Below are 18,682 nucleotides of genomic sequence, written 5' to 3'. Positions count from 1 at the left end.
CGGCATGCCGGGTTCTCAAACCCAACAAGGAGCTTCCCATGCATATCATCAAGATCGACCCGCGCGCGCTGAAGGACAATCCCGACGACGCCCGCAAGTCCAAATCCACGCCGCAGGGCGATGCTCTGCTCGCCGCGACCATCAAGGCCGTCGGCATCATCCAGCCGCCCGTCGTCTCCCCCGAAGCCGATGGCGGCAACGGCTTCATCATCCAGGCCGGCCATCGCCGCACCAGGGGCGCAATCGCGGCCGAGCTCGAGGAGATCGAGGTCATCGTGACCGATCCGGCCGATGACGGCGGCGCCATGCGCTCCATGGTCGAGAACATCGCCCGCGAACCGCTCAATCCGGTCGATCAGTGGCGCGCCATCGAGCGGCTGGTCGCGCTCGGCTGGACCGAGGAAGGCATCGCCGCGGCGCTGTCGCTTTCGGTTCGCCAAATCAAGAAGCTCCGGCTTCTTGCCAATGTGCTTCCCGCCATGCTCGACCAGATGGCGAAGGGCGACATGCCGGACGAGCGGCAGCTCAGGACGATCGCCGCTGCCTCGATTGCCGAGCAGAAGGAGGTCTGGAAGGCCCACAAGCCGAAGAAGAACGAGACCACTTCGTGGTGGTCGGTCGCCAATGGTCTCTCGAAGACCCGCATGTATGCCCGCGACGCCAGCTTCGACGACGATCTGGCACAGGCCTACGGGATCGCCTGGGTCGAGGACCTCTTCGCGCCGGCCGACGAGGACAGCCGCTACACGACCGACGTCGAGGCATTCCTCGGCGCCCAACAGGAATGGATGACCAACAATCTGCCCAAGAACGGCATGATCACCGAGCTCAATGGCTGGAACGGTCCGGAACTGCCGAAGAAGGCCGAGCGCGTCTACGGCAAGCCGAAGAAGTCCGACCATACGGCGATGTATCTCGACCGCGACGGCAAGGTGCAGTCCGTCGTCTACCGGATGCCCGAGCCGAAGGCGGCGAAAGGCAAGGGTGGGGATGGCGGCGCCGTCGCGCCGGCGCAGCGCCCCGATGTCACCCAGAAGGGCCAGGACATGATCGGCGATTTCCGGACCGACGCGCTGCACGAGGCGCTTCAACGCGCACCGATCGAGGACGACACGCTGATGGCGCTGCTCGTCATCGCCTTTGCCGGTCAGAACGTTCGCGTCGATTCCGGCTCAGGCAATGCGGGGTCGTTCCGGAGCCAGATCGCGCCCCATGCCGCCAACCTGGTCGATGAGACCGGTAATCTTGCCTTCGACAAGGACATGCTGCGCATCGCGGTCCGCTCGGTGCTGATCGAGGTGCTGTCGTGCCGCCGCAACATGTCGAACAGCGGCATCGTCTCGCGGATCGCCGGCGCCGTCGTCGGGGCCGATAGCTTTCTGCCCAATATGGGGACGGAGGACTTCCTCCTGTGCCTGTCCCGGCAGGCGCTCGAGGCGGCATGCGCGGAGACCTCGGTGCTGCCGCGCAACAAGGTCCGCGACACCCGCGCCGCGCTCGTCGAGCATTTCCAGGAGGAACGCTTCGTGCACGGGTCGGCGCTGTTCGCGCCTGAGGCGAACGAACTCGCCGACTGGAAGGCCCACAACGAGATCGTCGAGGACGAAGACGCCACCGACATCGATGGCTCCGCCGACGAGGCGGGTGAGGGCGACATCGACCCGGATGCCGTCTCCGAAGGTTTCCGCGAAGCCGCCGAATAGCGCTCTTCTTCCTTCCGAATGCCCATCACGCCGCCGGCATCGTCCGGCGGCGTTTCCGTTTCCACTTATCAAACAAGGAAGACACAATGTCTGCCAAGCTCATCTTCGACCATGCGCCGATTGGCGCGATCATCGCCTATTCGGACGGCACGCCGCGGCCGCCGGAGCGTCACCGTAGAAAGCTCGCCGACTGGAAGAACCGCAACGGGGCCGGCCGGCTGATTTGCAAGCGTGCCGCCGTCGAGCGCGGCACCCATACGATCCCCGCATCTTTCACTCTGCATGAGCGCGATTACGGGTCCAATGGCACGGTCGTCATGCGGGTCCACAAGACCTTCGACGTAAACTCACCACGAGGCTTCACGGTGCGCGAGTTGCCTGAACCCGGCTCGGTCCTTGTCATGAGCCGGCCGGGCGACCTCGGGGAGCTGGTTCATCTCGCCGCAAACCGCGGCGCCGCGGAAGACTGGCTCAACCGGCACGGCTATCCCGAAGCCGAGCTGCAGGAGGCCACGGCGCCGGCGCCGGATACCGGGAGGGCGGCGTGAATGTCCCTGGCGGAACAATCGTGCTCTCTCGGATGGAAGCAGCGCATCGGCAGACGAGGGCGCATCTCGAACGGATTGAACGCCAGATCTCGGCGAGGGCGGAACGCATGACGACGACGGCCAAGGCGAAAGCCCGAAGACATCCCCGCGGGGGATCGGGCTGGGCACGGACCGATGAAGCCATGTTCAGGGCCTGCGTCGACCAGATTAGCTTCGAGAGACGCGGAGAAGTCGAAGCCCTCAGTCGTAAGCTTATCCGGCAGGAGCATGCGATCGCCTTCGTCAGGGCAAAGACCATCAGCAACGGGCCGGCCGCCAAACCGGATGCGCAAGCCGTATTGTGACGCCAGGAGCGTGTGCGGCGGGCCACGGTCATTTCCTTCACGTTGGGCGCCGGTGGAATGCCACCCCTTCCGGCCTCCCTTCGGTTCTGGTCGCGGTCGTAAACCGGCGGCCGGAGCCTTCAAGGCCGCTGACGCGCCGCGGTGCGGCCGCACGCACCATCCTCGCCAAACCGGCCCCGCGGAACTGCGCAAGGGCTTGATAAGCCCTGCTGGCCCGCAGGACAGGTTCGCTCGACCCGGTCCGTGCGGACCCTGAAGCCCCCGTCATTCCGCCGGTTTCTTTTGCCCGCGCCCGAAGGGAGGGCCGGCAGGGGCCGGCTGGAGCCTTCGGTCAAATCGTGAAGGAAAGGAATTCCCATGACCAGCAACGCTCGTCCCTCCCGTCAATCCGGCAAGATCGTCCAGCTCCGCAAGGGCGCTTCCCTCGAAATGGTCCGGCTCGCCTGCCCTGACAGCGCCCAGGCCTCGCTCATTTCCGAAAGTTTCGGCCTTCCTGTCATCGACAGTGATGGCATCCGCGATCTCCACCACAAGATCATCGTCGACACGGCCGAATCCCTGAACGAAGGCCTTGGCGAACGAGCCATGCAGATCCACCTGCAGCGCATCGTCGGATCCTATGTCGGCTCCGCCCATGGCGCCGGTCAGTTCTATTCCCGGGCGGTCTCCGAAGCCCGAGACGCGACCGCGAAGTCGGCCAGCGATACACGCGACGAGGACCTCGACGGTCCTGTCGGATTCGACAGCAATGCCCAACGCAAGCGCGAGTTCGCGGCCGATATGGGCATTCAGGCCCATGCGCTTCGCTGCGCAGCCGAGGGCGTTGTGACCGCCTACGATGAAGTCGTCGGCGAAGCGTGGAAGCCCTTCCAACGCCAAGTCGAAAATCCCGGCCAGACCGTAGACCGCAAGGCGGCCGAAATCCAGATGGCGGCACTTGGCTGAACCGCTCGGGCGGAGCTTCGGCTCCGCCTTTTTCTAGGGCGCTCCGGAGGTCAGAATTGACAATTCAACGTAAAACAACTACTTTACGTAAAATGATGGAGCCTTGCGATGAAACAGTACACTTTTTCTGACATGAACCGCTCCTCGGGCGAAATCCTCGAGGCGGCAATGATCGAACCGGTCGTCCTCACCAAGCACGGTAAGGAGAAGCTTTTTGTTCTGTCCGCCCGCGATTATCACCGCATGCGCGGCGACCCGAGCCCGACCAAGTCCTATTCTCTGCATGATGCCCCGGACGATGTCCATGCGGAGTTGATGTCCGGCATCGACGCCATTCTCGAACCTGCCAAAGAAGATGCTTGAGCAAGGCGACGTCGCCGAGTTCCACTATCTCTGGCATCGCGAAGCGGAAAAGGGTGAGGAATCCGGCCGGAAACCCCGCCCTGTCTGCATCGTCATCAAGACGCCCGGCAATCCCGATGTCGTGTTTCTCTTTCCCTTCACCTCCAAGCAACCTCTCGCCGATCAACTCGCGCTAAGCGTCCCGGAAATCGAGTGCCGGCGCATCGGCCTTGCCGCACCGTGCTGGATTATTCTCGACGAGTTCAATCGCGTGGAGATGGATAAGGACTACGATTTCGTGTCCACCGAGCCAATCGGTTCGGTCAGCGCGGCGTTCCTCAGCAAGATAGCCGCAACGATCAAGCAAACGGCTCGCGCGTCAGCAATCAAGGCCGTGAAACGGAGCTGACGTCCGCTCCGGACGCTTCCCGACAGCTATCCTAGTCTCCCGCGCCGTCGTCTGCCTGTGAGCATATGCCCGGAGCGCCGACCCGGTTATTCAGCCTCGACCTGGCAATCAGACCGCACATGGCCGGGACTCTATCTCGGACGCAACCCAAACCCGCTCTTTGAGAGATGGCATTCCTGGTGCGGCGCGGACTTCCACGATCAACCCATGAAGGGTCCGCTCGCAAGCGGCGGCCGCTTGGCTTTGGCCTGCGCGGTGATCGCGTCCGCTAATCCGCACACTGACGGAGCCATCAAGAGCGGGATTGGCCCGCTCCAACGATGGAGCCCTCAGATGCAGCACGATCTTTCCCTCGCCCAGAAACACGCCTGGAACCTCGCCCGCACCCTCATGACCCCAATCGTCCTCTTCAAGTCCGACGACGAGTACGGCGTCCTCCCCGCCGACGAAGTCGAGGACGCCGAGATCGTCATCCTCTTCGAATACGACCCCTACACCGGCGGTCACTCGGTCCACTAACCGATCAATCCTCTCATCCTTGGCGGCGGCGTTTAACGCCGCCTTTTCCGCTGCGCGGAGGCACCGACCGAGGTCCGTCCCGGGATAGGTCCGGGCGGAGCCGGCAGCAGCGGCAACGGCTTCGCCGTCCTCCTCTTCGTTCCGGCCCTCGCCACCCCGCCGCGCTGCGCGCACCGGGGGCCCGGCTCGGGTGCCGCTCCTGCCTGCAGCCCCGCCATTGGCGGACCTCGTGACGGACCGCGATCGGCGCGGCCCTGAAAATCAGGAGGTCTGAAAATGAAAAGGAAAGAGAAAAGCCCGCGTATCGATATTTATACGCGGATCACCGAGACGATCGTCGCCGATCTGGAAAATGGCGTCCGCCCCTGGATGAAACCCTGGAGCGCGGGCGGGCTGGAGGGCCGGATCACGCGGCCCCTCCGGCACACGGGCGAGCCTTATACCGGCATTAACGTGCTGCTCCTTTGGTCGGAGAGTATCGCCCGAGGCTTCGAAGCGCCGCTCTGGATGACCTACCGACAGGCCGGTCAGATTGGAGCCCAAGTGCGCAAGGGCGAAACCGGGGCGACCGTCGTCTATGCCAGCCGCTTCACCAAGACCGAAATCGACTCTCGCGGTGACGAAGTCGAGCGGGATATCCCGTTTCTCAAGACCTACACGGTCTTTAATTGCGATCAGATCGATGGGCTGCCGGATCACTATTACCACCAGCCGGACAGGATCATCGATCCGGTGTCGCGGATCGAGCATGCCGACCGCTTCTTCGAAAACACCGGTGCGGTGATCCGCCATGGCGGGTCGAAGGCCTACTTCGCCTCCGCCAGCGACCACATCCAGATGCCGCCATTCGAGAGCTTCCGGGATGCGGAATCCTACGTCGCCGTTCTCAGCCATGAGGCCACCCACTGGACGACGCCAGCACACCGCGTCGGACGCGATCTCTCCCGCTATCACAAGGATCGCTCCGAACGGGCCCGCGAAGAACTCATTGCCGAGCTTGGCAGCTGCTTCCTGTGCGCCGATCTCGGCATCGTGCCGGAACTCGAACCCCGGCCGGATCACGCCAGCTACCTGCACTCGTGGTTGCGTGTGCTCAAAGACGACAAGCGGGCAATTTTTCAGGCAGCGGCGCATGCGCAGCGCGCGGTGACTTATCTCTACGGTCTTCAGCCTGCCGAGGTGCTTGAAGGGAGGGAGGCGGCCTGATGCTCGGCCTCCCGAATACGACTGCGGAAGGGCGATGTGCGGCGCTTGATGTTAGGCCACTTCGGCGGCGAGTTTCCGTCATCATCAATCAAGACGATGGCCCGGAACGACAGAGTATCTGCGGTGCCTGCCTATTTTCAACACGAGGGGTCAGAGCAGGCCCCCGGTATTAGCCGTGCTGCTGACAGCGGAACATCACATTCGGACCGATGCCTGCTCTCACTTTTTCCGGTCGCGCGATTGGACCCCGGAGATAGGCAGACGACTGGCCAATAGTGCCTGGGTTCGCGATCCGGTAATCAGTCTGCCTTGAACCGTGCGGAGATCGATCTGTCGATTGTGCGCCTGTAACGGGTGGCAGGCGGCATGTTCGCCACGTCACGGCCTATTCCTTTTTTCGTCGTATCTCACGGAGCTCGCCCAACGCGGTCTCGATTTGGCATGTCTGACTGGCAACCGGCTTCGCCTCGCCCGGCTTGCCGCAACGACGGGCCGGAACTTTCTTCCCCTGCCGGCTGCGCCGCCATTCCTCGCGGAGCAAGAAAGCCCCGTCCCGCCGTCCTCCATTTCATTGCGGTCCCTTCGGGATGCGCGCCGATCGTTACCGGTCTCTTCGACAGCCATCGAGGCCGCGATGGGCGCGGCCCGAAACATCGAAAAGGAATAGGACAATGGCAAACATCGGCACTTTCGCCACTACCAAGAACGGCTTCACCGGTCAGATCAAGACCCTCGCCCTCAACGTCAAGGCCCGCTTCGAGCGCGTCGAGAACCCCTCCGACAATGGCCCGCAGTTCCGCATCTTCTCCGGCGCCGTCGAACTGGGCGCCGCCTGGCAGAAGCAGGCCAAGGGAACCGAACGCGACTATCTTTCCGTCAAGCTGGACGACCCGAGCTTCCCGGCTCCGATCTACGCCACCCTGGTCGAGGTGGAAGGCGAAGAGGGCATGCAGCTGATCTGGTCGCGCCCGAACACCAACCGCGACTGATCTCCCAGAAGACAAGGGCCTCGCCGCAAGGCGGGGCCTTTTCCATGTTCACGCTGATCGATCGCACCTAGCGATGCCGTTTGACGAGAAACGCATCACAATAACCGCGGCGGCGCTTGCGGCGCTCCAGCCGGTCGAATGCCAGATCGGCATCATCGGCCGTGTCGAATGTTTCCATCATCGTTTGACCGCGCGTGCCGATCCTCCCCCAATCGCGAATGAGAGAGGCGCCCCCGAACAGCGTCGGCTGTATCGAAAGGCTGTAGAACCGCCGCATATTCTTTGCAGGGTCCACGCGCCTGAGGTGAACGGGATCGGAATTGCTCATGGCCCAGAGTCTCGCTTCCTGTGGAAGCGACGTCCAACGAATTTCTTGAATCGTTGGATACGGATCGATTCATGGAATTGATGCTAGCCCGGGATCGCACCCGTCTTCTTCGCCCGCTCAACAAGCTTCGCATAGGTGGTTCCGTTTCCTGATGGGAAGTGCTTGCACCACGCTGCGAGAAAACGCCTCTCCCGCTCGAAATCTTTTTCCTTACGCAGCAAAACAGCGACCCTCATGGGATAGTGCGGCGCCGGAATTTCTCCCGAGGTAAGATACCGTCTGAAGGCATCGGAGACAGTGTCGCACTGCCATCCAAGATCCTGGTCTGCGGTCTTCATGAAGGCGCGGAACGAGCTTTCGTCCTGGTTCAGGAAGTCCGGTCCATTTGACGCTTGGCCATAGGTGATCCCTTTCTCCAGCATTCTGTCTGTCGTCGCTCTTATTGAGTTCCGGTGAAGTCGCGCCTGCTCTTCGGCAACGACCACCTCCTGGTTCGCGAGCAAGCCGATGACATCATCGACCTTTCCAGCCAGATCGGGCGACAACTGACTGTCCGAGACGGGCGGCTTGCGAGCCGGGCGCTGCGCCTGCTTTGCCTTTATCCGTTCGCCGATCTCGTCGGCGAGTCCCGAAAGAACAGCCTCTTGGCGCTCAGACTGAGCAATCATGGACGCCGACACGCCCGCACGATGGTACTCGGCGATCTGCCATTTCAGCTGTTTGAGGTGGCTCGACACCTTGGCTTCCGGCTTACGCAAGGCGGTAATGCCAAGCTCGGGGTTCTCCGAAAGAAGCTTCTGTATTTCCTCAATTAGAACTGATCGAGCGCGAATATGGGCTTCCCATTGATCGCGACGATCTTCAGTGCGTGATGCAGAAAGCGGCTCATGGACGGTAGGCTCACCGCGGAGATGCGCGAGCGCTTCCTCCTTCGCAGCTACTTCACTGGAATAGACATCGGAGAAATATGGGTCATTCCGGTCATCGACATCGGCAATACAAAACTTCCAATCACGGTCCTGAGGAAAGACCGAGATGCGAGTTTGCCCATCGACCATCGTCGGGTTGCCGTTCTCTGAAATCGCCCAGCCTTCTGCTCTCGGCCGAACGTCTCCATCTCTTGTACTCGATTTGCGAAACAGCCATTTGAGAAACAACATGGTCCCCTCCAGTTGCAATCCATTGTCGACAGATCGCGATCTCTGACAAGCAGGGGATCAGAGTATTGGGTTCAGCGGCAGAGACGTTGATCCAATTCTTGCTGTTCGCGACGGGCGCCTCCAATCACTACGTTGCCGAGGAATGTTCTTTGTGAAATCGGTTCTCAGCCACGACCGATTTCATGTCCTCTCGCCGGAACCAGATCGCGCGCCCGCACCGGAGCGGCGGGTTGCCCGCCGTGAAAACGATCTGCTCGTCACCTCGCATGCGCAGCACTTCCTCTGGCAGGATCAGCGGCCGAGCGGCCAACTGCTTCGAGCGTGTTCGCGACGATCCCGACATCTGCGATGTCCGGCTGAGCTGGTCGACCTCGATGGTCGTGTTTCCGCATCGCCGCGAGATGTATTCGGCGGTCTCCGGATCGTTGATCGCCGCGAACGACACCCATGACGCGCTCTCGAACCATTTCGATGTCGCATCGCGGCCGCCATACGTCTCGCGCATCTGCCCGATCGACTGAAAGAGCAAGAGCAGGCTGATGCCATACTTGCGGCCGGCGTCCCGCGCGGTTTCCAGAATGCGCAGATAGCCGAGCCGCGCAACCTCATCGAGCAGGAACAGCGTCCGGCCTTTCGTCTCTCCATTCCGATTGTAGATCGCGTTCAGCAAGGCGCCGATGATGGTGCGCGCCAACCCTGGATGCGCCTCGAGTGTTTTCAGGTCGAGATTGACGAAGATGTCCGTCTTACCGTTCGCCAGGTCATCGGTCGACAGGTTCGATCCGGACACCAGCGCCGCGTAATTCGGATAGCTGAGCCAATGGGTTTCCTTGATCGCATTGGCATAGACGCCGGAGAAGGTCTCCGGCGTCATGTTGACGAAGGCGGCGACGTTTTCCCGCACGAATTCGGATTCCGAATTGTCATGGATCGTCTGCAGGCGCTCGCGCAGTTTCGGCTCCGGCTCCGATAGGTTCATGCGCACCTGGCGCAGCGTCTGCTTTTCCTTTTCCGTGTGCCCGGACAGGCAGACATCGGCGATCAATGCCGTGATGAGCTGCAGGGCGGAGGCCCGGAAGAAATCGTCGCGCATGGACGTCTGCCTGCCGACATCGGTGACGACCCAACTCGCCACGGCAACCACGTCCTCTTCCTTCGTCCCGCCATAGCGGCCGATCCAGTCGAGCACATTGAAGCCGACGGAGGCATCCTTCGGGCTGAGCACGAAGACCTCGCGTCCGGCCTTGCGCCGGTGCGCGATGACCATGGGTGCGACTTCGTTGGATGGGTCGAGCGCCGCCAGTCCGCCGCCCCATTTCAGTGCTGTCGGGATCGTTACAGAGGTGGTCTTGAAACCACCCGAGCCCGCGAAGACAAGCCCGTGGGTGGAGCCGAAGGACGCATCGAAACACAGAAGCGGCACCTTGCCGCCCGCGCCCCAACTCTCTTTCACATCAGCGCGAAACGTGTGGCTCGCGATGCTGTCCTTGTCGACGCGATAGGCCTCGCCGACGACGATTCCGCCTTCTTCGCCAAACATCCGCTTGGCCTCGCCGAGCGACATCCAGTCCGCCGATCCGTGGATCGCGCGCTTGCCCGTCAGACGGCGCGGCTTCATGCTTGCGAACGCGGCATCGCCACGTAGCGCAACGCGCAAGGCGAACATGCCGGCGACGAAACACAGCATTGCGCCGATGCCAGTGGCGGGATCGGCATATTCGATCAGCGGGTGACCATCGGGGACCGCATCCGCGAAACCGCTGAAGCGCGAAAATTCGCGCATTCCCGCAACAGCAATCACGCCGATCGCACCGATCAGAACACCAAGGCCGGCGGATTTGATCGCCATGGCGCCGCGCGTTGCGAAGAGAAAGATTACCCCAATGGCGGCGGCGGACATGTAGGGCAGGGCAATGCCGATCCGCCCGAGCGTCTGCTTCGCCTCGGCTGAATTGCCGAACCGTGTCAGCCAGGTTTCCGAGCCGGTTAGCCCAAGACACACGGCCATCATCAGGCCGACGGGAGCGATCACGAGGAGGAGCTTATTCAGGGTCACTGGAAAACGCCTCCGCTCCGATCGCCGTCAGCCTTTCCCGCTCCGCGTCGTCCGCGGCTATCCGGCTGGCGCCGTCGATCAGCAATCCGAGCAGGAGCGCCCGCTTCTCGTAGCGAAGACCAGCTTTGACGATCAGACCGCCGAGCTGGATTTTCTCGCGCGTGTCCTTCTTGCGCGCGTCGGACTGGCTCGCTTGTCGCATGCGCTCAAGCCTCGTTATTCGCGCCCGAAGACGCGCCAGCCGGGTTTTGCGCGGGCGGGGATTTCCGGGTCTCGTTGCCGCCGCCGCGAAACCGTTTCGCCAAATTCTCGAAGGCTTCGCCGAGCTTCGCATCGTCGATCTCGATCTCTCCGAGACCGGCCTTGAGCGCGAGCCGTCCGATGCGTTCGGCCTCGCGTGCTTCTGCGGCCTTGAGCTGCTCCTGCAGTCTGGCGATGTCTTCCTTGATCTTCGATGAGGGCTTTCTCATTCCGTAGGCTCCGAAGTGTGACGAATGCCGAATAGGCATGAGGAACATCGCCCGGGTGCGCGTTCAGCGCATCCCGGCAGAAATGCCGGGTCGAGAGACCCGTCTCAATGAGAGATCATCCCAGCGTTCCGAAGGAATGCGTCCAAGGGCGCAGTAATACGTCGCGAAACGCGACGTGCTGCTGGCGGCCTCTCCGGGAGGTAAGCCGCCGTCCTGCGGAACAAGTTTGGACTTGTTTCTCAGGAGCTCGATGGCCGGTGGCGATCACGCATTTCACACCCCAGCTCATTTCGCGGGGAAATGGCCGCAGCGCAGTGTTGTCCGCCGCCTATCGCCATTGCGCGAAGATGGGCCACGAGGCGGAAGCGCGCACGGTCGACTATTCCAACAAGAAGAACCTCGCCCACGAGGAGTTTCTGCTGCCGCCCAATGCCCCAAAGTGGGCTCGCGACATGATCGCCGACCGGTCCGTGGCAGGCGCCGCCGAGGCCTTCTGGAATGCAGTCGAAGCCTTCGAGAAGCGAAGCGACGCGCAGCTCGCCAAGGAATTCATCATCGCTCTGCCGGTCGAGCTCAGCCGGGACCAGAACATCGCCCTGGTCCGGCAGTTCGTCTCCGAGCAAGTTCTAGCTCGTGGTCAGGTTGCCGACTGGGTCTTCCACGACGATCCGGGCAATCCGCACATCCACCTGATGACCACGCTACGCCCCCTGACCGAAGACGGGTTCGGGTCAAAGAAGGTCGCAGTGATGGGGCCGGACGGACAACCGGTCCGAACCAAAACCGGGAAAATCCAGTACAAGCTCTGGTCCGGTGAGAAGCCTGAATTCCTCGAGCAACGGCAAAGATGGCTCGATCTCCAGAACCATCACCTTGCCCTTGCCGGGTTGGAAATCCGCGTCGATGGCCGGTCCTATGCCGAGCGCGGTATCGACATCGAGCCGACCACCCATATCGGTGTGGCGGCAAAGGCGCTTCAGCGCAAGGCCGAGACCAAGGCGAGCGCCATCGATCTCGACCGGCTCGCCCTTCATGACGCGCAACGGCAGAAAAACGCCGCGCGCATCGAGGCCCGGCCCGAGCTGGTGCTCGACATTCTGACCTTCAAAAAAAGCGTCTTCGATCAGCGCGACATCGCCAAGGTCCTGCATCGCTATATCGACGATCCCGGAAGCTTCCAGCTTCTCCTTGGGCGGATTGCGGAAAGCCCGGAATGCCTGAAGCTCGCCGATGAGACCATCGACTTCGCGACAGGCGCCCGTGTCCCGGCGCGGCTGACCACACGGGCGATGATCCGGCTCGAGGCGGAAATGGTCAGCCGCGCGTCCTGGCTTACGGGAAAGAGCGGTTTCGTCGTGAAATCCCGCGTGCTCGAAACCGTGTTTGGGCGTCACGACCGGCTGTCGCTGGAGCAGCGGACGGCCATCGAGCATGTGACCGGCGCCGAGCGGATCGCGACCGTGGTGGGCCGGGCAGGGGCGGGCAAGACCACGATGATGAAGGCCGCGTGCGAGAGCTGGGAACTGGCCGGTTACAAAGTGGTCGGTGGAGCACTTTCGGGAAAGGCGGCCGAGGGGTTGGAGAAGGAGGCGGGCATCGCCTCACGCACGCTCGCGTCCTGGGAATTGAGCTGGCAACAGGGCAGGCGACGTCTCGACGACAAGACGGTGTTCGTTCTCGACGAGGCCGGCATGGTCTCGTCCCGGCAGATGGCCACCTTTGTTGAAGCGGTCACGAAATCAGGCGCGAAGCTTGTCCTGGTTGGCGATGCCGAGCAGTTGCAGCCCATCGAGGCGGGTGCGGCGTTCCGCGCAATTGTCGAACGCACAGGCTATGCCGAACTCGAAACGATCTACCGGCAGAGAGAAGACTGGATGCGCGCCGCATCCCTCGATCTGGCGCGCGGGCAGGTCGGTGCTGCGCTGTCTGCCTACAAGGCGAAGAACAGGGTCATCGGCAAGGCGTTGAAGGTCGATGCCATTGAAACCCTGATCGAAGATTGGAACCGCGATTACGATCCGGACAAGTCGATCTTGATCCTCGCGCATCTGCGCCGCGATGTGCGCCAGCTCAACACCATGGCACGCGAAAAGCTCGTCGACCGCGGCTTGATTGAAACCGGCCACGCCTTCAGTACAGAGGATGGAGTGAGGCAGTTTGCCGCCGGCGATCAGATCGTCTTCCTGAAAAACGAAGGCTCGCTCGGCGTCAAGAACGGCATGATCGGCAAGGTCGTCGAGGCCGCGCCCGGCCGCATCGTTGCGATGATCGGAGACGGTGAGGGGGCGCATCGCGTCGCCGTCGACCAGCGCTTCTATCGCAACCTCGATCACGGTTATGCCACGACCATCCACAAGTCGCAGGGCGCGAACGTCGACCGCGTGAAGGTCCTGGCTTCGCTCTCGCTCGACCGGCACCTGACCTATGTCGCGATGACCCGGCACCGGGAGGATATGGCGCTCTATTATGGCAGCCGCTCCTTCCACCTCGCCGGCGGGCTCGAGAAGCTGCTCTCCCGAAAGAACGCCAAGGAAGTCACGCTCGATTATGCGGGCGGCCGCTTCTATGCCCAGGCGCTTCGCTTCGCCAACAATCGCGGCCTGCACCTCGTGCGTGTCGCGCGAACGCTGATGCGCGACCGGGTTCAATGGACGATCCGGCAGAAACAGAAACTCGTCGATCTCGGCCTTCGGCTTCGCGCCGCCGGCGTGCGGCTCGGGCTCGCCGATCGACCGCTTCATCAATCTCCGCAATCAATCAGAAAGGCCGAGCCGATGGTCAAGGGCATTTCCAGTTTCACAATGTCGGTCACCGACGCCGCGGACGAGAAGCTGCAATCCGATCCCGCCCTGCAGAGGCAGTGGGACAATTTCTCTGACCGCATTCGCCTCGTCTATGCGGATCCCGAAAGCGCCTTCAAGGCGATGCGCATGGAAGCCGTTGTCGAAGACCCGAACATGACCAGGCAGCGGCTCGGCGAGATCGAGCGGAATGCGGCGAGCTTCGGTGCGCTCAAGGGTCGAGAGGGGTTGCTGGCAAGCCGCGCGGATCGCGAAGATCGTCGTGTTGCGGAAGTCAACGTCCCGGCACTGCGCAAGGACCTCGAACGCTATCTCGAAATGAGGGAGAGGGCGACGGCCAAGTACAGGCTGGAAGAGGAAGGACATCGCAAACGCACCTCGATCGACATCCCGTCCCTGTCGCCCGCGGCGGCGCGCGCAATGGAAAAGGTCCGCGACGCCATCGATCGCAACGATCTGCCCGCCGCGCTCGGCTTTGCGCTGGCCGACCGCATGGTGAAAGCCGAACTAGACACTTTCAACACGGCGGTTTCGGAGCGTTTCGGCGAGCGCACATTGCTCGGCAATGCGGCCAAGACGCCGGCGGGCGCGACCTTTGACAAGGCGGCCCAGGGCATGTCGCCCGGTGACCGGGAAAAGCTCAGCACCGCGTGGCCGACCATGCGAGCCGGCCAGCAACTTGCCGCCCATGAGCGCACACAGCAGGCACTGAAACAGTCCGAGGCGATGCGGCAAGCGCAGACCAAGAGCCAGAGGCTGAAACAGTGAGCCGCTGTCGCCGGATCGCGTTGGTTGCCGTTCTCGCTTGCATCCCTCTGGCGCTGTTCGGCTTGGGCTACGGCGCCGGATTCCGGATCAATCTGACACCGAGCTATCCGCTTGGAATTTGGCGGATCGATACGATGTACCGCGATGTCCGGGTCGGGGATCGGGTCTTCATTTGCCTGCCACTGAACGATGCGTTTCGTCAGGCCCGTGAGCGCGGATATGTGCGGCGCGGCCTGTGCCCCGGCTGGCTCAGCCCGCTGATCAAGACCGTCGTGGCGCTGCCCGGGCAGTCGGTCGAGATTGGCACATTCGTCGCGATCGACGGACTCGCTCTGCCGCAATCCGCAATTGAGCGGCGTGACGGATCGGGCAGGGAACTGACGCCCGATCCCGGCGGCGTCGTGCCCCCGGGCACCGTGTTTCTCCATTCGAAATACAGAGGTTCCTATGACTCCCGCTACTTTGGGCCGATATCGGCCAAAGGTGTTCTTGGTCTGGCCAAGCCGGTTCTCACCTTCGAGCCGTAGCCCGCTGACCGCTTTGGTGTTCATCGCCGCCGCCGCCATCGTGGGTGCAATCGGATGGAGCGGCGAAGTGCTACTCCTCCCGGTCGCGTGCCTCTTTCCCGCGCTTTGGGCGTTCGCTCCCACGCGGCTGGTCGCAGGTCTGGTTTCGATGGCGTATTTCATGGCGGCTTCGAGAGGCTTGCCCAACGGCGTATCGATTTTCTACGCGAGCGATATCTGGGTCGGGCTCGGTCTCTGGATCGCCGCGTCGCTGCTGTTCGTTGCAGTACACACGGTGCTTTGGTCTCCAAAGCCCGGATGGCATCGGCCGCTACGATATCTGTTGGCCGCGATCCTGATGAGCGTACCGCCCTTCGGGATTGTCGGCTGGGCGAGCCCGATCACAGCTGCCGGCGTGTTGTTTCCGGGATGGGGATGGGTGGGACTTCTCGTGGCGTTCGTCGCCTTGTTAGCCATGACCACGCGGGTGTGGCCGGTTGTGACAATGGTACTCGCCGGTGCCTGGACGTTGTCAGCGATAAGCTGGGCGCCAGCCGTTCCTCCCGAAGGCTGGGTCGGAGTCAACACGGAGTTCGACTACCTGGTCGCTGGAAACCATGCCGACTATGCTCAACATGTGGCGACGATCGCGCTTGTCAGACGAGCAACTTTGGACGGCGCCACCACAATCATCCTTCCCGAAAGCGCGCTCGGGATCTGGACGCCGACCACCGAGCGCCTCTGGGTCCGAAACCTCGCCGACCTCGATGTCGTCGTCGCCGGCGGCGCCGTTGTCGTCAACGAGAGGGGCTATGACAATGTCATGATCGAGCTGACGGGCGAGGGGGCAAGGATCGTCTACAGAGAGAGGATGCCGGTGCCGGTCTCGATGTGGCGGCCATGGGCATCTGGCGGGGCGTCGGCGCAATTTTTCGGTAATCCCATCGGCAGATTTGCCGGAAGGTCGATCGCGCCGCTGATCTGCTATGAGCAGCTCATCGTGTGGCCGATCCTGCACTCCATGCTCCTTGGTCCGGATGTCAACGTGGCGATTGGCAATGGCTGGTGGACCGGTGACACCGACATAGTGGCGATCCAGAAGACGAGCGCCAGGGCGTGGGCGTCGTTGTTCGGACTGCCACTCGTCATCGCCTTCAACACCTGATGGGACCTTTCAGATGATCGACATCGACCTCATTCAGCAATGCGCCGATCCCCGCCTTGAGATCGCCGTGGTGCAGCAGTTCGTGGCCGAAATAAGCGCGCCGGACCACCTCGCCATCCGTGTGTTCCAGGGCGACAAGATGATCCTCGTCCCGCCCCCGGAAACGGCCGAGAAGGCGATTGAGACCACCCGGCAATGGGTCGGCAAGGCGAATGTCAGGGTAGGGCTGACCCAATTTCCTGCGGGGCTCGGTGTTACCGATCCATCGGAGATCGGCCTCGAACTCTTCGATACCTGCGAGAACTTGCGTCTTGGGACGGAACTGTTCGGGAAGGTTCTGCGGATAGTTGGCCAAGGCCGCGAAGAGGATGAGGCTTCGGATTTTCAAACGGCGGTAAAGGCTTATTTCACGGGCTGGTTCGAGGGAGAGCAGGTTTTCTACGCGGAGGAACCGGAGTCGACGCATCCTAGCGAATCGGTACCGGCTCGGCTCTTGCCCACGACCGGCCCCAATATGCTTAGAGACGTGTTTTCTGTGCTGATGCCAGGTGGGCCAGTCGAAAGCCGGTTGATCTGGGAGAGCTCTCGCTTTGCGGTCAACCCGCGCATCTTCGAAGCGAAGGACCGGGCCGAGGCTAACCATACGGTGAACCGGACCACCGTGGAGCTCCTGTGCGGGATGGTCGAAACCGCCCAACAGGCCGGCATCGAGCACATCGTGTCCGTCTTCGACGCCAGAATGGCCCGGATTTTCAGGTTGATCGATTGCCGCTTTGAGCAACTAGGGACGCCGGCGCGAATCGGCAAGACGATGACTTATTCCGGCCTGTTCGATATGAGTGGCGACATGCGGTCCCGGCTAGGTGCGGCGGGCAATTTCCGCGAGCCGGTTCTCACCGATGTTGCACTGCCGTTACGGTCAGCAACCGGACATATGGCAAATGCCGAATAACTCCAATGAAAACACGTAGGCTAGGAGCCTGTCCGAATAGTCGCTTTTGAGTGTGTTGTCGGAACTGGCGCGACAGATCTTCTTGTCATGTTTGCGCCTTTGCGAGCTTGAGGATGTTGTGGGCGGTGCAGATGAGGGTCCATTCGGCCTTCACTTTATCAGCACCGCGTAACAGGAACTGCCTGAACCCTCTTGCCTGCTTGATCTGTCCGAACACCGGTTCCACCACCTGCTTTCGCAATCGGTAGCGACTTCGTCGCCCGGCCCGCTTGAGCTTGCGTTGCATGGCTTGGGTGAGCGGTCTGCCCTTGTGTCTGGGCTTGTCGGGATGCTTGGCCCGACCGGTTGCGACGTAGGCTGTGATGGCGCGCTCTTGCAGGGCCTCAAGGTTTGCCTCGCTCATGTAACCGCTGTCGGCCGAAACCTCTTCGGGTCGACGGCCGAGCCCCGCCTCGATGCCGTCGACGAGAGGCACGAGCTGGCCATGATCGCTCATGCTCGCCGTCAGGCCGTGCGCCACGATCACTTGCGCGTGCCCGTCAACCGCCGCCTGCGCATTGTATCCCTGGACGAAGCCGTCCCTGGTCTTCAGGATGCGGCTCTCGGGATCGGTGAAGTTGCGTTGCGCCTTGCCGTCGGGTACATCGCGCGACGGTTTGGGCGTCTTGCCAGTCTTCTTGCGCCCTTGCGCTGGTCTTCGGCAGCCGCACGCCGGCGGGTTTCCGCCGCCGCAGCAGCCCTGGCCTCGGCCTCCAGAGCCTCCCTGGCCTCGCGGATCTTCGCGAGCCGTTTGGGCTTGTCCTTGACCCAGTCCGGCATCTCGTCGCCGCGCTTGCCCGGCCCGTAAAGCCGGTCCTCATCGGCGTCAGCCGCCTCGGCAGCTTCCAGCTAGACCCGCACCTGGGCTGCCAGTTCCTCTTCGCGCCGGATCATATGGGCATAGCTCATCGCCTTGTGCTTCGACGCGTTCGCCTTCACCTTCGTGCCGTCCAGCGCAACATGGCCCAGCTTGACAAGGCCCGCCGTCGCTGCCAGCCGCAGCACCTGCACGAACAGTTCCGACAACGCCGCCAGATGACGCCGTCGAAACTCCGAGATCGTGCGGAAGTCCGGACCGTCCAGCGCCACGATCATCATGAAATCAGCCCGCTCCCGGCACGCCCCGGCAATCCGACGCGATGAATAGATCCCAACCGCATAGGAGTACAAAAGCAGTGCAACCATCATCGTCGGATCGTAGGGAGGCTGACCCTTCGCGCCACGGTAGCTGGCATCGATCGCCGTCAGGTCAAGGCTCTCGCGCACAAGATCAACGACAAACCGGGAAAGATGGTCGGCGGGAACAAAATCCTGAACCGACGGCGGAATCAGAAGGGTCTCGTCAAGACGCCAGGCGCGAAATCTCTTGCTCATGGGCTATATTCGAATCAGACTCGCCTCCAAACGTCGAGAAAATTTCAATTCTCAGACA

The 18,682-nt window shown here is 62.2% G+C and carries 18 protein-coding genes and 1 pseudogene; 12 read left to right on the top strand and 7 right to left on the bottom strand.

Annotation, left to right across the window (positions count from 1 at the left end):
• Window positions 1-38: 38 nt before the first annotated feature.
• The 6 genes from ABJ076_RS23050 (at window position 39) to ABJ076_RS23025 (ending at window position 4,291) form a co-directional block, all read left to right on the top strand.
• A complete protein-coding gene (locus ABJ076_RS23050; protein WP_348195956.1) occupies window positions 39-1,703 on the top strand; it encodes a ParB/RepB/Spo0J family partition protein in 1,665 nt (554 codons plus the stop codon).
• Between the two features lie 86 nt (window positions 1,704-1,789).
• Complete coding sequence (locus tag ABJ076_RS23045; RefSeq protein WP_348195955.1) at window positions 1,790-2,251, top strand: hypothetical protein; 462 nt, start codon at window positions 1,790-1,792, stop codon at window positions 2,249-2,251.
• Window positions 2,248-2,595: a hypothetical protein gene (locus ABJ076_RS23040; protein ID WP_348208634.1), complete on the top strand. Its 348-nt coding sequence runs from the start codon at window positions 2,248-2,250 to the stop codon at window positions 2,593-2,595. The genes ABJ076_RS23045 and ABJ076_RS23040 overlap by 4 nt, the downstream gene beginning before the upstream one ends.
• 357 nt (window positions 2,596-2,952) lie before the next feature.
• The gene (locus ABJ076_RS23035) at window positions 2,953-3,540 is read left to right on the top strand and encodes a hypothetical protein (protein ID WP_348195953.1); all 588 of its coding nucleotides are present in this window, start codon (window positions 2,953-2,955) and stop codon (window positions 3,538-3,540) included.
• A 108-nt stretch (window positions 3,541-3,648) separates the two neighbouring features.
• On the top strand, window positions 3,649-3,903 hold the full coding sequence (locus ABJ076_RS23030) for a type II toxin-antitoxin system prevent-host-death family antitoxin (protein WP_348195951.1): 255 nt from the start codon (window positions 3,649-3,651) through the stop codon (window positions 3,901-3,903).
• Window positions 3,896-4,291, top strand: coding sequence for a hypothetical protein (locus ABJ076_RS23025; protein ID WP_348195950.1), 396 nt, complete (start codon window positions 3,896-3,898; stop codon window positions 4,289-4,291). Before ABJ076_RS23030 ends, ABJ076_RS23025 begins: the two co-directional genes overlap by 8 nt.
• Before the next feature lie 108 nt (window positions 4,292-4,399).
• Here the strand turns inward: ABJ076_RS23025 and ABJ076_RS23020 are convergent, their stop codons facing one another.
• On the bottom strand, window positions 4,400-4,984 hold the full coding sequence (locus tag ABJ076_RS23020) for a hypothetical protein (RefSeq protein WP_348208632.1): 585 nt from the start codon (window positions 4,982-4,984) through the stop codon (window positions 4,400-4,402).
• A 102-nt stretch (window positions 4,985-5,086) separates the two neighbouring features.
• On the opposite strand from ABJ076_RS23020, the gene ABJ076_RS23015 reads away from it, so the two are divergent.
• Window positions 5,087-6,016, top strand: coding sequence for a zincin-like metallopeptidase domain-containing protein (locus tag ABJ076_RS23015; RefSeq protein ID WP_348195949.1), 930 nt, complete (start codon window positions 5,087-5,089; stop codon window positions 6,014-6,016).
• Window positions 6,017-6,687: 671 nt separating this feature from the next.
• On the top strand, window positions 6,688-7,005 hold the full coding sequence (locus ABJ076_RS23010) for a DUF736 domain-containing protein (RefSeq protein ID WP_348195947.1): 318 nt from the start codon (window positions 6,688-6,690) through the stop codon (window positions 7,003-7,005).
• Window positions 7,006-7,072: 67 nt separating this feature from the next.
• On the opposite strand, the gene ABJ076_RS23005 is transcribed toward ABJ076_RS23010, so the two are convergent.
• The 5 genes from ABJ076_RS23005 to traC form a co-directional block, all read right to left on the bottom strand.
• On the bottom strand, window positions 7,073-7,333 hold the full coding sequence (locus ABJ076_RS23005) for a WGR domain-containing protein (protein WP_348195946.1): 261 nt from the start codon (window positions 7,331-7,333) through the stop codon (window positions 7,073-7,075).
• An 83-nt stretch (window positions 7,334-7,416) separates the two neighbouring features.
• Window positions 7,417-8,493, bottom strand: a complete 1,077-nt coding sequence (locus ABJ076_RS23000; RefSeq protein WP_348195944.1) for a hypothetical protein — start codon at window positions 8,491-8,493, stop codon at window positions 7,417-7,419.
• 127 nt (window positions 8,494-8,620) lie between these two features.
• Window positions 8,621-10,549: a Ti-type conjugative transfer system protein TraG gene (gene traG / locus ABJ076_RS22995; RefSeq protein WP_348195943.1), complete on the bottom strand. Its 1,929-nt coding sequence runs from the start codon at window positions 10,547-10,549 to the stop codon at window positions 8,621-8,623.
• Window positions 10,536-10,751, bottom strand: coding sequence for a type IV conjugative transfer system coupling protein TraD (locus ABJ076_RS22990; protein ID WP_348195941.1), 216 nt, complete (start codon window positions 10,749-10,751; stop codon window positions 10,536-10,538). The genes traG and ABJ076_RS22990 overlap by 14 nt, the downstream gene beginning before the upstream one ends.
• A 4-nt stretch (window positions 10,752-10,755) precedes the next feature.
• Window positions 10,756-11,019 carry a conjugal transfer protein TraC gene (gene traC, locus ABJ076_RS22985; RefSeq protein ID WP_348195940.1) on the bottom strand — a complete coding sequence of 88 codons (264 nt, stop codon included), beginning with the start codon at window positions 11,017-11,019 and terminating at the stop codon, window positions 10,756-10,758.
• A 257-nt stretch (window positions 11,020-11,276) separates the two neighbouring features.
• On the opposite strand from traC, the gene traA reads away from it, so the two are divergent.
• Genes traA through ABJ076_RS22965 form a run of 4 tightly spaced genes read left to right on the top strand, consistent with a single transcriptional unit; the run spans window position 11,277 to window position 17,211 of the window.
• Window positions 11,277-14,588 (top strand): Ti-type conjugative transfer relaxase TraA, encoded by a 3,312-nt coding sequence (gene traA, locus ABJ076_RS22980; RefSeq protein ID WP_348195938.1) that lies wholly within the window; start codon window positions 11,277-11,279, stop codon window positions 14,586-14,588.
• On the top strand, window positions 14,585-15,115 hold the full coding sequence (traF, locus tag ABJ076_RS22975) for a conjugative transfer signal peptidase TraF (RefSeq protein ID WP_348195937.1): 531 nt from the start codon (window positions 14,585-14,587) through the stop codon (window positions 15,113-15,115). The genes traA and traF overlap by 4 nt, the downstream gene beginning before the upstream one ends.
• Window positions 15,036-16,259: a conjugal transfer protein TraB gene (locus tag ABJ076_RS22970; RefSeq protein ID WP_348208628.1), complete on the top strand. Its 1,224-nt coding sequence runs from the start codon at window positions 15,036-15,038 to the stop codon at window positions 16,257-16,259. The genes traF and ABJ076_RS22970 overlap by 80 nt, the downstream gene beginning before the upstream one ends.
• Window positions 16,260-16,272: 13 nt before the next feature.
• Window positions 16,273-17,211, top strand: a complete 939-nt coding sequence (locus tag ABJ076_RS22965) for an acyl-homoserine-lactone synthase (protein WP_348195933.1) — start codon at window positions 16,273-16,275, stop codon at window positions 17,209-17,211.
• A gap of 85 nt (window positions 17,212-17,296) precedes the next feature.
• Here ABJ076_RS22965 and ABJ076_RS22960 read toward each other — a convergent pair.
• Window positions 17,297-18,624, bottom strand: a pseudogene (locus ABJ076_RS22960) (IS1182 family transposase).
• Window positions 18,625-18,682: the final 58 nt, after the last annotated feature.

This window comes from Nisaea sp. (assembly GCF_039990255.1).
Taxonomy (GTDB): Bacteria; Pseudomonadota; Alphaproteobacteria; order Thalassobaculales; family Thalassobaculaceae; genus Nisaea.
Note: the sequence above shows the minus strand (reverse complement) of the source record. Positions and strands in the feature narration are given on the sequence as shown.

Coding starts and splice junctions, on each gene's coding strand:
- ABJ076_RS23000 (WP_348195944.1), bottom strand. CDS start 8,493: ATGTTGTTTCTCAAATGGCTGTTTCGCAAATCGAGTACAAGAGATGGA.
- ABJ076_RS23045 (WP_348195955.1), top strand. CDS start 1,790: ATGTCTGCCAAGCTCATCTTCGACCATGCGCCGATTGGCGCGATCATC.
- ABJ076_RS23015 (WP_348195949.1), top strand. CDS start 5,087: ATGAAAAGGAAAGAGAAAAGCCCGCGTATCGATATTTATACGCGGATC.
- ABJ076_RS23010 (WP_348195947.1), top strand. CDS start 6,688: ATGGCAAACATCGGCACTTTCGCCACTACCAAGAACGGCTTCACCGGT.
- ABJ076_RS23030 (WP_348195951.1), top strand. CDS start 3,649: ATGAAACAGTACACTTTTTCTGACATGAACCGCTCCTCGGGCGAAATC.
- ABJ076_RS23035 (WP_348195953.1), top strand. CDS start 2,953: ATGACCAGCAACGCTCGTCCCTCCCGTCAATCCGGCAAGATCGTCCAG.
- traC (WP_348195940.1), bottom strand. CDS start 11,019: ATGAGAAAGCCCTCATCGAAGATCAAGGAAGACATCGCCAGACTGCAG.
- ABJ076_RS22970 (WP_348208628.1), top strand. CDS start 15,036: ATGACTCCCGCTACTTTGGGCCGATATCGGCCAAAGGTGTTCTTGGTC.
- ABJ076_RS23005 (WP_348195946.1), bottom strand. CDS start 7,333: ATGAGCAATTCCGATCCCGTTCACCTCAGGCGCGTGGACCCTGCAAAG.
- ABJ076_RS22965 (WP_348195933.1), top strand. CDS start 16,273: ATGATCGACATCGACCTCATTCAGCAATGCGCCGATCCCCGCCTTGAG.
- ABJ076_RS22990 (WP_348195941.1), bottom strand. CDS start 10,751: ATGCGACAAGCGAGCCAGTCCGACGCGCGCAAGAAGGACACGCGCGAG.
- ABJ076_RS23050 (WP_348195956.1), top strand. CDS start 39: ATGCATATCATCAAGATCGACCCGCGCGCGCTGAAGGACAATCCCGAC.
- ABJ076_RS23025 (WP_348195950.1), top strand. CDS start 3,896: ATGCTTGAGCAAGGCGACGTCGCCGAGTTCCACTATCTCTGGCATCGC.